This window comes from Sulfitobacter aquimarinus (assembly GCF_040149565.1).
Taxonomy (GTDB): Bacteria; Pseudomonadota; Alphaproteobacteria; order Rhodobacterales; family Rhodobacteraceae; genus Sulfitobacter; species Sulfitobacter aquimarinus.
Genome location: NZ_JBEFLO010000002.1, coordinates 29,903 through 42,334, shown reverse-complemented (window position 1 = coordinate 42,334; position 12,432 = coordinate 29,903). Strand labels below are relative to the sequence as shown.

The 12,432-nt window shown below is 59.8% G+C and carries 10 protein-coding genes; 8 read left to right on the top strand and 2 right to left on the bottom strand.

Features of this window, described 5'->3' with window-relative positions; genetic code table 11:
• Nucleotides 1-18: 18 nt before the first annotated feature.
• Complete coding sequence (locus ABMC88_RS04290) at nt 19-2,256, bottom strand: SMI1/KNR4 family protein (RefSeq protein WP_349575608.1); 2,238 nt, start codon at nt 2,254-2,256, stop codon at nt 19-21.
• A 132-nt stretch (nt 2,257-2,388) separates the two neighbouring features.
• On the opposite strand from ABMC88_RS04290, the gene ABMC88_RS04285 reads away from it, so the two are divergent.
• The 4 genes from ABMC88_RS04285 to ABMC88_RS04270 all read left to right on the top strand — a co-directional run bounded on the left by ABMC88_RS04285 (nt 2,389) and on the right by ABMC88_RS04270 (nt 5,122).
• Nucleotides 2,389-3,300: a hypothetical protein gene (locus tag ABMC88_RS04285; RefSeq protein ID WP_349575607.1), complete on the top strand. Its 912-nt coding sequence runs from the start codon at nt 2,389-2,391 to the stop codon at nt 3,298-3,300.
• A gap of 174 nt (nt 3,301-3,474) precedes the next feature.
• Complete coding sequence (locus ABMC88_RS04280; protein ID WP_349575606.1) at nt 3,475-3,825, top strand: hypothetical protein; 351 nt, start codon at nt 3,475-3,477, stop codon at nt 3,823-3,825.
• A 98-nt stretch (nt 3,826-3,923) separates the two neighbouring features.
• Nucleotides 3,924-4,367 (top strand): DMP19 family protein, encoded by a 444-nt coding sequence (locus ABMC88_RS04275; protein ID WP_349575605.1) that lies wholly within the window; start codon nt 3,924-3,926, stop codon nt 4,365-4,367.
• A gap of 227 nt (nt 4,368-4,594) precedes the next feature.
• On the top strand, nt 4,595-5,122 hold the full coding sequence (locus tag ABMC88_RS04270) for a hypothetical protein (RefSeq protein ID WP_349575604.1): 528 nt from the start codon (nt 4,595-4,597) through the stop codon (nt 5,120-5,122).
• An 84-nt stretch (nt 5,123-5,206) separates the two neighbouring features.
• Here ABMC88_RS04270 and ABMC88_RS04265 read toward each other — a convergent pair whose 3' ends face one another.
• Nucleotides 5,207-6,181, bottom strand: coding sequence for a LysR family transcriptional regulator (locus ABMC88_RS04265; RefSeq protein WP_349575603.1), 975 nt, complete (start codon nt 6,179-6,181; stop codon nt 5,207-5,209).
• A 343-nt stretch (nt 6,182-6,524) separates the two neighbouring features.
• Between ABMC88_RS04265 and ABMC88_RS04260 the strand changes: the two genes are divergently transcribed.
• From ABMC88_RS04260 to ABMC88_RS04245, 4 genes are all read left to right on the top strand, one after another.
• On the top strand, nt 6,525-6,836 hold the full coding sequence (locus ABMC88_RS04260) for an ArsR/SmtB family transcription factor (protein WP_349575602.1): 312 nt from the start codon (nt 6,525-6,527) through the stop codon (nt 6,834-6,836).
• A gap of 54 nt (nt 6,837-6,890) precedes the next feature.
• Nucleotides 6,891-7,943 (top strand): permease, encoded by a 1,053-nt coding sequence (locus ABMC88_RS04255; RefSeq protein WP_349575601.1) that lies wholly within the window; start codon nt 6,891-6,893, stop codon nt 7,941-7,943.
• Between the two features lie 344 nt (nt 7,944-8,287).
• Entirely contained in the window at nt 8,288-9,325 is a 1,038-nt protein-coding gene (locus tag ABMC88_RS04250) for an efflux RND transporter periplasmic adaptor subunit (RefSeq protein WP_349575600.1), read from the top strand.
• A gap of 8 nt (nt 9,326-9,333) precedes the next feature.
• On the top strand, nt 9,334-12,408 hold the full coding sequence (locus tag ABMC88_RS04245; protein ID WP_349575599.1) for an efflux RND transporter permease subunit: 3,075 nt from the start codon (nt 9,334-9,336) through the stop codon (nt 12,406-12,408).
• Nucleotides 12,409-12,432 lie beyond the last annotated feature (24 nt).

Sequence of the window (12,432 nt, the reverse complement as noted above, 5' to 3'; positions counted from 1 at the left end):
GGCTTCCTTTGTCTGTGCCTACAGGTCAGATTTCAGCGCCTTGAGCGCGGCGTGCAGACCTGCGCTGGCATGGTCACTCATGATCGGGCCGAAAGCAATTTCAAAGCGATCCGCAACCGCATCATAGCGCAGGGTCAGGACGTGGCGATTGCGGTTAAAGTAGTCCTCGCTCAGGTCCAGCACCGTTACCATGGGCGGCGTCTGATTGCTGTGATCGCCGATCACGAACAGGCCCAGTTTGAGCGCCTCGCCCGCTTGGGCGCTCACGGGTTCGGCGATGCGGCTGGTGAAATCATAAAGGGATTGCTGCGTGGCCAGCCCGTGCTGCCTGCGCCAGTCGTCGAAGGGGCGCCAGTTTTGCATTGGCAACAGCCCGTTCGGAAAAACATCAACCCAGCGCGGCGCGGCCCTGTCGGTGATCGCGTGGCCATAGGCGTTCATCTGCTGTGGCGGCGCAAAGCGGAACCGCACAGGGCCGCCATTGGCCTGTTGATAAATCGCTTTGATCGCGGCAGGCAGCCCGTGGGTGGTGTAGCCCCATTGGTCAGTGAAGGCCCGCAGCTCTGCCTCGGTCACAGCGGGTGCCGCGCCATCCAGCCAGAAGGCCGTCGCATCAGAGCTGCGTGCGCTGATCCGCTCATCGCCTATTTCGTTTCTCAGATCGCGTTTCGGCACGCCGTAGCGCCGCAACCGCGTCAGAAACTCTGTGACTGTGGGAAAGACGACCTGATCGGCAGGCTGATCCAGATCGCTGATCGCCAGCACCGCAGGCGCATCGCCGTTGCGGTAATCGAGCATGAGGGCGCTGTCAAAAGCGGCCGAGATCACAATCAGCTTGTCGGGGGCATCGTATAGCTCCCGCCACGGGGTCCGCCCGTCGATGAAATCCAGACGGTCCGACAGGGTCGCGAGCGTGGCAAAATGCTCTACCTTGGACAGCTGGCCTGCGTAAACGTAGGGGCCTGTGGGGAAGATGTGCAGCGGCTCTGCGGGGTTCTCTTTGTCCACCGCGACCTTGTAGTGCGAGGTGCCGCCATTGGCGACCTCATAGAAAGGCAGCAGCGCATCAGGCAACGCCACGCCCAGCGCATCGCCCGCCGCTGCCCATTGCGCTGCGGTGACGCCTGCGCCTGCGTTGCCGTTGCTCCAGAAACGGTCGGGGTCTTGGGGGTCGGGCGGGGTGCCGAAGGCTTTGTCGCGGGGCGCGTTTGCGCGGCGGCTGCCCGTGTCTGTTACCTCGTGAAGGGCTGCCATGAAGGCATCAAAGCTGTCGAAGTGCATCAATTCAGGGCTGTCGGCATTATTGTCGAACAGCAAAACACCCGGCGTTTCCCCTTTGCGGTAATCCAGCGCGGTGCCATAGCCCGTTCGCGCGGTCAGCACGACCAGCTTGTCCGCTCCGCGCAGCCACGTCTCTTTTTCGGCGGGGTCGGAGTATTCGGGGTCAAAATACTCCATATAATGATCGTGCAAGGTGCTGAGCTGGGCCAGCGGCTTCAGGTCGTTATAGTCATCGGCAAAGGCGGTAACCCAGTGGGAATAGACCTTCGGCGCAGCTGCAAATTTCGGCACGTAATATATCGGCAGACCGCCGCCGTCCTGCAATGAATAGATGTCCCTCAGGCTTGGCGGCAGCGCCACTCCCAGCCGCGCCTCGGCCTGCGCGATCATCGCGGCGCTGGCGCGTTTGGGGGCGCGTTGGGGTTTGTCCCCCTTGTGGTCCAGCACATTGACCAAGGCCGTGCGCGTATAGTTGGGGCGACTGAAGTGCCAGCCTCTATAGAAGGTTGCCGCTGTTACGCGACGCGCGACAGTGGCAAACTCATCCTCGCACGCCCCCTCCCCCTCACTGGGCATCGAAGGGGGTGCGACAGTCGCGCGTTCTTGGTGCGCGATGACCCCCGCCAAAGGTACAAAAAGCGCGGCAAAGCCTATGATCCAATAGAGGTCGCGGGCGGTCAGCATAGCGGGGCTTGCAGGCTCGGACATCAGCGCCCCAAGGCCAAGACCCAACAGATAGAAAACGCTCACAAGGCAGCATTGCACCACAAATGTCAGCGGCACGGCCCGCAGCAGCGCTGTGCGGGACGCGCCACCACCCAGCGCCTGCCACGCCCCTGCCTTGCCCAGGAAATAGAGCGGCACATACACCGCGCCCAGCAGCGGCACGATCAAGGGACTGCGAGAATACCAACCGAACACCGCAGGCACCGCCACAATAAACAATGCGATAATCAGACGGAGTGATCTGGCCATGACGGCTCCCTTCTGGCGGATGGTTCGCGCCACAAATGCTAGGCCTACAACTACAACGGGTTTAGCGCAGGGTTTCAACCACCCTCGGGCTTGGCCGTTTACACAAGGCGCATTTGCCGTCAGAATTTGGCGATGAAAGCCCGCCCGCCCTATCTGCACCCGCTACGGCGCGATGTTCCCCCACTTGAGGAGGCATTTGCCGCCTGCACAGCCGTGTTTGCGGGCCGCGATGTGCCGACACATCTGTGTGCGCAATGCTTTACTCCCGATTGGCAGGCACGCATCATCGCCGCGGCAAAACAGGCCTGCGCGGGCGGTGCGCCCAAGCCCGAGGACTATGCGCAGATTTATTTTGAGCATCCCGCCTGCAGCGGCGGGGAGGAGACGATCAAGCTGTTTGCCCCCTACGGGCTGCGCGATCTGATGACGGGCTGCCCGCCTGCGGGGTTCGCCCCGTTCTCATACCCCGAGGTGTTCAAGACGATGATCCATGCAGGGTTCTGGTTTTGGCCCGATGCCCAGATCGGTGCGGTAAGAACGCTGGCGATGCGGCTGTTTTGGGACTGGTTCGGGCAAGGCCGATACGATTGGCCCACGCCCGATTATACCGACGATCATCTGCTTGGACCAGGTGATGATATTCTACACCTGTGTTCTTTGTGCCTGATTGATCCTGCGGATCTGGTTGCCACGCTCGGCACAATCCACACCCCTTGGGCGGACGAGGCGTTGTGCGGCCCGCTGAACTTCTCGGGCTATGGCGCCACCTATGTTGCAGCCGACACCGCCCGCGACGAAAACCGCTACCTAAAGGCAAGTGACGCCATCGCCCAAACCCTGCGCGTCCGTGAGGCCGCAGCCTTTGTCGCGCAAGTGACCCCTGATTGGGCCGAGCAAGCCTTTTTCCGCAACGCGCAAGCAGCGCCGGAACTGGCGGAGCGCCTGTCGGAGTTTGCCAATTATTACGACATCAGGATGATGGACACCGTAGAAACGGCCGCCCTACCCGTGACCGACATCTGGCCCGACCTGCCGCAGATTTAAACCCCGATATTGGCACACCTGCTGGCCCCATGGAGGACGCCGCTTCCTGCGGTCGGTTTACTCCGCGGTCCAATCCTCGGTATGGTCCGGGCACCCAATGTGCGAGCGGTTGTTGGCCCTGCTACAATCACGCCAAAAACAAACACGGCCCCCATCTGCCAAAGGCACCCGATCATGTTGCACCACCGTGTCAGAGACCACCTTTGCCTCGTTGCCCTGACCAAGGCGCCCATCACCTATCAGGCCCTCGCCAAAGCGCTTGCGCTGAGGCCGCCCAACACCATCCTTCAACTTACCGAAGCTCTTGAACATCTGATCCATGAGGACGCATCCGCAGGGCGGCCGTTGATCGCGGCCTTGGTGATTAGCAAAGCAAGGGGTGGCTTGCCCGCCCTTGGCTTCTTTGAATGCGCGCAGCGTGCGGGGGTTTTTCACGGCGATGCGGCGGGGGCGCAGGCGACGGCGTTCTATGAAACCGAGCGGGATCGCGCGATCGGATTCTGGCGATCCGCGCCCACGGATTAGACGGCACACCGCTGCACGCCCCCCCTTCTAAATGCTAAGCGCGCACCGGACCACGGGGGGCTGTTGGCGGGGCTGGGAGACATGCTACCTTCATCACCATGACCGATACTTACCCCCTGTTTTCGACGCCTGCTGCGCAAGCCGGTGACACCGATCCTTCGTGGCTTTTGCAAAAACAAATTGGCATTCTGCTCAGCGCTGGCGTGTCATGGGATCGGCTCAACCCTGATGTACGGGCTGTGTATCTTTTGGGGTATCACCTCGGGAATGTGCGCAATGGCGGCCACAGCCAGTTTATGGGCAATGCGCGCAACCTTTATGGTGGTGATCCTGCGCGTTTTCTGGACTGGGCTATGTCCGCAGCGCAGCGGTACGCGATGCCCGAAACCCTTGCCGTTATGCGCGACGTGCAAATCTGGATGGCGCAAAACCCTGACGAGGCGGCGGCGCAAACGGGGTTCGATCCGCATGTCTCTCCCGCGTTGGAGCCTTTGAACCGCGCGTTATACGCGGCTGATTCCTCGCGGCATTCGCGCCCGTAGAAGTCATCCCCGACAACGAGTTCGAGACGCAAATCGCGGCACTCGCAGCGGCTGACCCTACCGCAAAGGCGGCGCGCCTTGCGGCGCATATACGCGATCTGGGGGGCGACCTGCCCAAGCCTGCGACCTGCGCCGCACTCAGCCTGTTTGCCGATGGTGCACATCTGCCCCCGACACAGTGCCTGCGCGCAGGCGCTGCCCGAGCCGCCACGCCTGACCGATCGGCCGTGCTGGCAACGGCAGATGGTAAACGTACCTTTGTGCTGGAGACGGGCAAGGCCCGTGTCCGCGTGTTCGAGGCGTCGGGCAACCCCGATACCGCGTTCGAGGGGGCGCATCTCTCCGCAGGGATGCGCGGGATTTTCGAACGCCTGATCCGCAAATATGATCCGCGAAAACGGGCAGAGCGTGCGATGGACCGTATGCGCCATGCGTTTGAGCTGCGAAAAACCCGCAAGATTGATGAGGTGCCGATGACGGTGGGCGATGACATCTTTGCGCTGAACCGCAGGTTTCATCTGGCCGAGGCGCTCGCGCTGTGGAAAGAGCAATCGGGGACCGATGGCACATTTTCGCGGTGGCGTTTGGCGCAAGCGCAGCCCGATCATCTGGATTGGCTGTTTGAGACCGCAGGCGAGCGCATCAGCGTGACAGCCACGGCGAAAGAGGTGCGGGTCCGGACGGATGAACAGACTTGGACCTTTCCCCACGCGGACCTTGCCGCGCTGCGCCAAGAGAGCGAGGGCGCGGGGTGAGGGCAGGTTTTCACTGATGCATCGGGATCCGCGCAGCCGTGCGGCACACGCCCCTGCCCGCTTTGGCAATGCCCTGCCCTGTCGTCAGTCAATTAATCCAAAGCTGTCCTTGAGCCACGGCGTGCTATCGTGCAGCGGGCCAATGATCTGCTCCATCAGCGCACTGCGGGCTTTACGGTCTACCAGCTCCAGCACCGAGCGGGAGCAATCAGGTGTGCTGACCAATGACAAGGTGCGCGAAAACCGTTTGGCGGGAAACGGATGCATCCGCAGCGCGGGGTGAAAACGGCGGGCGTGGCTGAACAATAGCGGCGTTGTGATCGTCCAGCCCGCGCCCGCAGCGACCATCGCCATCAGGGTCTTGTTGCTGTCCGATTGGAATTTATGAGGCAAGGCAATGCCGATGCGGCGCAGCTGAGCTGCAATCTGGTCCGCGATGATCAGATCGCTTGCGAATTGTAAAAACGGCAGCCGCGATTTGCCTTCAACGACATCTGCCAATGTCGGCTCCGCTTTGGCGGGCAGGACGACGACAAAGGGATCGCGCAGCAGCGGCCTGTCTTGCAGATCGGGAAACCGCTCTGGCGGGGTGGTTGTAATGCCGAGGTCCAGCTCGCGATTGCGCAGCATCGCGATGATCTCGTGACTAGAGGCCGTGTGATACACGAAATCACATGACGGCATTTTGTCAGACAGGAAGACGGCCAGATCGGGGATCACATCGCTGTCGAAATCCTCAATCGTGCCGAGCCTAAGAAAGCTGGCATCCGACAAATTTCCCGCCGTGGCCTCGGCCTGCGCTTGGCGGATTGCGTGCAGCGCACCGTCGATATTGCGCAGAAATGCATGGCCCTTGGCGGTCAGGACCATCGGCTTGCGTGCATGGTCGAACAGGGCGACGCCCAGATGCTCCTCCAGACTGCGCAAATGGTGCGAGACCGTACTAACCGAAACGCGGGCTTCCTTTGCAGTGGCCAGCAGCGATCCCTTGCGTGCGCAAATCTGGAACAGTTCAAGCGACTTGAAGCTCAGGCTTTTACGAGACGGCGTATGCGACACAAACACCTGCCAAAAGCACCAGTTGATTTTCGCGCAGCCTGCGCGCACCAAGAACTGAAAGGGGACGGGGCATTCTCAATACGCCCTCACAAGCCGAGCAAGAAGAATAGTGTGCGGAACAGTGTTGTATACAGCCACCCATTCGAACCACGTTTTCCAGATACGATCAAGAGCGAACAGACAGCTGGCACCGCACGTCCAGCCCGCTTTTGCATTGAGCCGTATCAACGCCTGCCGGGCCAGAGCAGGCGCGGCCTAGCGGACGAGGTCAGCCTCAAGAAGGAGGTGATGCCGCCTACGCACCAGCATTGACAAAACTATAAATATAGTTTTGTGTGGACTAATGAAACACGCCTCCGCTGCCCTTTCGCTTGCCGCTCTTGGTCATGACACGCGCCTGACGATCTTTCGATTGTTGGTGCGCGCCGGGAATGATGGTTTGAATATCGGTGAGATCGGCCAGCATCTAGGCATGGCGGCATCTACGCTTGCCTATCATCTCAAGACCTTGGTTGATGCGGGACTTGTCGTGCAAGAACGGCAAGGGCGTCAGATTATCAACCGCGTGGATTTTGCCGTCATGCATGAAACCGTCTCCTTCCTGACGGCTGAATGCTGCGCGGGGGTAAAGCTCACTCAGGAGGATGCGGCATGACGGGTGTCGCTGTTTTTCCGGCCCAAACAAAACTATATATTTAAGGATATAGACATGACTGACACCTCTGCTTCGACCCGCACGGGGACGACGGGCATCGCTTACCAGCTTTGGACAAAGGAAAAGGTCTGGCTGTTCTCGGCGTTCCTGCTGGCGGCGCTGTTTGTTTTTGCGCCTGCTTTGGGGGGCACAACAGTGCGGTTTGCGATCCAGAACTTGGCCAACGTGGCGCCGTTCCTTGTGCTTTCAGTTGCGATCGCTGCCTATGCGGGTGCCACGGGCGCGGATGGTCTGATCGCGCGGGCCTTTACCGGATCACCCGCAGTCATGATTTTAATCGCTGCCGCGGCTGGCGGGCTGTCTCCTTTCTGCTCATGCGGTGTGATCCCCTTGATCGCTGCGCTATTGGTCATGGGCGTGCCTTTGTCCGCCGTCATGGCGTTCTGGCTGGCATCACCTGTGATGGATCCATCCATGTTCATGCTGACCACAGCCACGCTCGGGTTCGAATTTGCAATCGCCAAGACAATTGCGGCGCTCGGCTTGGGCGTCTTTGGCGGGTTTGTGGTCCACATGATTTCGCAGGCGGGCGGGTTGGCCGATCCCTTGAGAGAGGGCGTCGGCAACGGCGGATGTGGTGCATCAAAGGTCCGCACAGTGCAGCCTGTTGTCTGGAAATTCTGGCGCGACACCGCACGGGTCGAGGCGTTCTGGCGCGAGGCAATCAAAACAACCCTGTTTCTCGCGAAATGGCTGACGTTGGCCTTCATTCTGGAAAGCCTGATGCTGGCTTGGATGCCTGCCGATTTAGTGGCACGCACACTGGGTGGCACGGGGATTGCGCCCATCGGTATTGCAACGCTTGTCGGGGTGCCTGCCTATTTGAACGGCTATGCAGCGCTGCCATTGGTCAGCGGGCTGATGGATCAAGGCATGGCTGCGGGTGCTGGTTTGGCGTTCCTTGTCGCAGGCGGCGTCAGCTCGCTCCCCGCTGCGATTGCGGTCTGGGCCTTGGTCAGGCGGCAGGTGTTCATGCTGTACCTCGGGATCGCGCTGACTGGCTCCTTCGCGAGTGGGGTGCTGTTCCAGATTTGGACAGCCCTTTGAAAACCATCGGGTTTGTGCGCGCTCTTTCAGACAGGGCTTCACCGTAGCCTTGGCATCCGCAGCCCATCGACACGAGCAAAGAGCCGCAAAGCCATAGGGGCAAACGGCTGCCATCCGCGCGCCAACTGCCGATGCACGGAACAAGGCCACGGCGCAGCCCGCCGCCCTTTAGGCTGACATCGCAAAACGGCTTTCGCTGCATATTATTTGGCCGATCTTGCGCAGCCTCCGCACTCCGCGCAGGCCTTTCTACCCTACCCGCAGCCTCTACTGTTGACGAACAGCGAAACGATAACCAAATGAGGCTATAGACCCTTATCAGGATTCGAATTCAGGAGCCCCCCGTGAAACCGTTGATCAAGATTGCCCTGCTCATGGGTATCGTTGTGTTGCCGATGGCAACACAGGCCGAAACACGGATTGTCAAAGTCGAGACTGCGACCTCGGGCGGTGACGAAGAACAGCGCGTGTTCTACGGGCGGGTCGTCGCGCGCGAAACGCTTGATCTTGCCTTTCAGGTCGGCGGGCAGATCGTCGAAATGCCGATTGAGGAAGGCGCCTTTATGTCCGCTGGTGATCTGGTGGCCAGACTGGACCGCGAACCCTTTGAGCTGGCCCTTGAAAACGCAGCCGCCCAGCAAACCCAAGCAGCGCGACTGGTGTCCCGATACAAACAACTTGTCGGCAGCGCCGTTGCTGAAAGCAATTTACAGGATGCGGAAACGCAACTGGAGCTGAGCGGGATCGGGTTGCGCAGCGCACAACGCGAGCTTGCCAACACAGCGCTTCATGCCCCGTTTGATGCCATCGTCGCCGCGCGACTAGAGCCGAATTTTTCAACAGTTGCGACCGGTACGCCCGTTGTCCGGCTTCATGATATGTCGGACCTGCGTATCGAGATCGACGTGCCCGAACAATTGTTCCAACGTGCGGGCCAAGACGCCGATGTGACGTTGTTCGCGGAATTCAGTGCAAGCGATGCGCAGTACCCGCTGGAGATCAGGGAATTCAATGCCGAGACTGTTCAGGTCGGGCAGACCTATACACTCACCTTGGGCATGGCGCCGCAGGAAGGGTTGAACATCCTTCCCGGCTCCTCTGCCAAAGTCACGGCTCTGCTGAATTCGGGCGCGTCCTATATCGAAGTGCCGGCCTCGGCTGTCATCATCGAGAACGACAAAACCACAAGCGTGATGGTATATACCCCCACCGACGGGTCGGAAGGCACTGTGGCCAAAACGCCGGTTGAGATCGCGCCAACCGACAGCGGTAACGTGGCAATCGTTTCGGGGCTGCAAACCGGCCAGGAATACGTCGCCATTGGCGCCGACAGGCTGAGCAATGGCGAAGCCGTGCGCCGCTTTACCGGCTTTGGGGAATAAGTTTTACCATGGATATTGCACGGCTTTCGATCAACCGCCCGATCTATACGTGGATCATCATGCTTATCTGTCTTTTGGGCGGCCTGTGGGGGTTTAACTCGCTTGGGCGGCTCGAAGATCCGGCCTTTACGATCAAAACCGCGATTGTTGTGACGCAATACCCCGGTGCCTCGGCCGAAGAGGTCGCCCTCGAGGTCTCCGAGGTGATCGAATCCGAGATCCAGAAGATGGGTGAGGTAAAAGACATCCAGACGATGAACCAGCCGGGCCTGTCGTGGATCACCGTCAATATGCAAGACCAGTATGACGGGACCGAATTGCCGGCGATATGGACAAAACTGCGCAACCGTGTGGGCGATGCGGTTCTGCCCAGCGGGACCAGCCAGCCATTTGTGAACGACAATTTCGGGGATGTGTATGGCATGTATTATGCCGTCACGGCAGAGGGCTATACGGACGCGGAAATCAACGCGCTATCTTCATTCCTGCGGCGCGAATTGCTGAGCGTTGACGGCGTTTCAGACGTGTCGTTGTCGGGCGTCCCAAACGAAGTCATCTATATCGAACCCGACCTTGCCCTGACCACCAACATGGGCATCCCCCCCGCGGCTATTCAAGGCGCGCTTTCGGGGGCCAACGAAATCGTCGATGGCGGTGAAATCCAGACTCCCCAAGGGCGCACGATCATCCAGCGGCCTGAAGGGTCTGATAGTGTCTCGGAAATCGCTGCATTGTCGATTGGTGTGGGCGGAGAAGTCGTCAGGCTGTCCACATTTGCAGATGTTTATCGTGGCCGCGAGGCAAACCCCAACCTGATCGTGCGCCACAACGGAACAGAGGCATTTACGCTGGGCGTTGCGGGCATCGCGACCGAAAACATTGTCGAGGTCGGCCACCGCGTTGATGCGCATCTGGACACGCTGCGGGCGGACATACCGCTGGGGATTACGATTGCGCAGATCTACCAGCAGCATATCGTTGTCGAGGAAGCCTCCAACGCCTTTATCTTGAACCTTGCCATGTCGGTGGCAATTGTCGTTGTTGTGCTGGCTCTTTTCATGGGCTGGCGGGCCGCTGTTGTTGTCGGCTCTACGCTGTTCCTGACGGTGCTGGGCACTTTGTTTTTCATGGCCATCGGCTCAATCGAAATGGAGCGGATTTCCCTTGGCGCTTTGATTATCGCGATGGGTATGCTGGTGGATAACGCCATTGTGGTGGCAGAAGGGATGCAGATTGCCATGCACCGCGGGCGCAGTTCACGCGACGCCGCAACCGAGGCCGCCAGCAAAACCCAAATCCCGCTTTTGGGTGCCACGGTGATCGGAATCATGGCCTTTGCCGGCATTGGCCTCAGCCCCGATGCCACGGGCGAGTTTTTGTTCTCCCTTTTTGCTGTCATTGCGATATCGCTTTTGTTGTCTTGGATACTGGCGATCACGGCAACACCGCTGTTGGGCCACTTCCTGTTTCAACGAGGCGACGATGCGCAAAGCGGTGGCTATGACGGCGCGTTGTTTCGCGGTTATGCTGCCGTGCTGCGGGCCTGCATCAAATTGCGCTGGGGGGTCGTTGTTGGCCTGATCGCGATTACGGTTGTGTGCTTTGCCATGTTCGGCTCGATCAAGCAGCAGTTCTTTCCCGACAGCAACACGCCGCTGTATTTTGTCCATTACAAACTGCCCCAAGGGGCGTCGATCCATCAGACTTCCGACGACATGGAAGTTCTCGAACGCTGGCTGTCGCAGCGTCCCGAGGTGACGGCAACAACAGCCTTTATCGGCATGGGCGCGTCACGTTTCATGCTGACCTATGACAGCGAAGACCCGAACCCCGGCTATGGGCATTTGATCGTGCGGGTCACATCGCTTGACGTGATCGAAAACGAAATGAATGCGCTGGAAGCCTATGCGCTATCCGCCATTCCGCAAGGCGAGTTTCGCGTCAAAAGGCTGGCGTTTGGCCCCGGTGGCGGCGCCCCGATCGAGGTGCGCTTTTCTGGCAGCGATCCGGACGTCCTGCGGGCGCTTGCGGACGATGCGATTTCGCGCATGACTGCGGCGTCGGACAATATCGTAGCCCCACGTCACGATTGGCGCGAACGCGAGCTTGTGCTGCGCCCGATCTATGCCGCAGACCGCGCGCAGGATGCGGGGATTTCGCGATCGGATATTACCCAGACATTGCAGTTTGCTGTTGAGGGGCTGGCCGCGGGCACCTTCCGCGAAGGAGACCGACAGCTTCCCATCACCCTGCGCGTGCCGCGCGACAGTGACTTGGCCCTGACCGATCATGTGATCTATTCCGACAGCGGCGGCGGTTTTGTGTCGATGGAACAAGCCACAGACGGTTTTGTTTTTGAACCTCAGGATACGTTGGTGCTTAGGCGGGACCGTGCAGATGTTATCACTGTCGGCGCCGATATCCCCCGCGATATGACCGCATCGCAGGTTCAGGCCGACGTGCGCGATGTGATCGAGCAGATGGAGCTGCCCAGCGGCTACACGATGGAATGGGGCGGAGAGCTGGAAAGCTCGACCGATGCACAAGCCTCGTTGGCCGGACAGCTTCCATTTAGCATCATCATCATGGTGTTGATTTCGGTCCTGTTGTTCAACGCGCTGCGTCAGCCGATCATCATATGGCTGCTGGTGCCTATGGCTGTGAACGGCGTCAGCCTAGGATTGCTCGGGACGGGGTTGCCGTTCACGTTCACCGCCCTTCTTGGTCTGTTGTCGCTGTCGGGTATGTTGATCAAGAACGGGATCGTGCTGATCGAAGAGATCGACCTGACCCGCGCAGCCGAACCGGACATGCCATTGCAGGACGCTATCGTCACGGCTTCAACCTCGCGCCTACGGCCCGTGTTTCTCGCGGCGGCGACCACGATCCTCGGGATGTTGCCGCTTATCAGTGATGCGTTCTTTCAGTCGATGGCCATTACCATCATGGGGGGCCTGGCGTTTGCCTCTATCCTCACCCTGATCGCGGCACCGGTGCTGTATTTCATTTTCTTCAAGCGCTCTGCCGAAAGAAGCCAGCAATCGCGCGGTGGGACTGCGCGGGGTGTTGTGGTAACGCCGTAGCACCACGGCGTTACCTCGCGTTCA

What these genes read in the sequence shown, in the direction of transcription:
- ABMC88_RS04275 (WP_349575605.1), top strand. Translation starts at nt 3,924, where the DNA reads ATGACCGATACTTACCCCCTGTTTTCGACGCCTGCTGCGCAAGCCGGT.
- ABMC88_RS04245 (WP_349575599.1), top strand. Translation starts at nt 9,334, where the DNA reads ATGGATATTGCACGGCTTTCGATCAACCGCCCGATCTATACGTGGATC.
- ABMC88_RS04260 (WP_349575602.1), top strand. Translation starts at nt 6,525, where the DNA reads ATGAAACACGCCTCCGCTGCCCTTTCGCTTGCCGCTCTTGGTCATGAC.
- ABMC88_RS04255 (WP_349575601.1), top strand. Translation starts at nt 6,891, where the DNA reads ATGACTGACACCTCTGCTTCGACCCGCACGGGGACGACGGGCATCGCT.
- ABMC88_RS04280 (WP_349575606.1), top strand. Translation starts at nt 3,475, where the DNA reads ATGTTGCACCACCGTGTCAGAGACCACCTTTGCCTCGTTGCCCTGACC.
- ABMC88_RS04285 (WP_349575607.1), top strand. Translation starts at nt 2,389, where the DNA reads ATGAAAGCCCGCCCGCCCTATCTGCACCCGCTACGGCGCGATGTTCCC.
- ABMC88_RS04290 (WP_349575608.1), bottom strand. Translation starts at nt 2,256, where the DNA reads ATGGCCAGATCACTCCGTCTGATTATCGCATTGTTTATTGTGGCGGTG.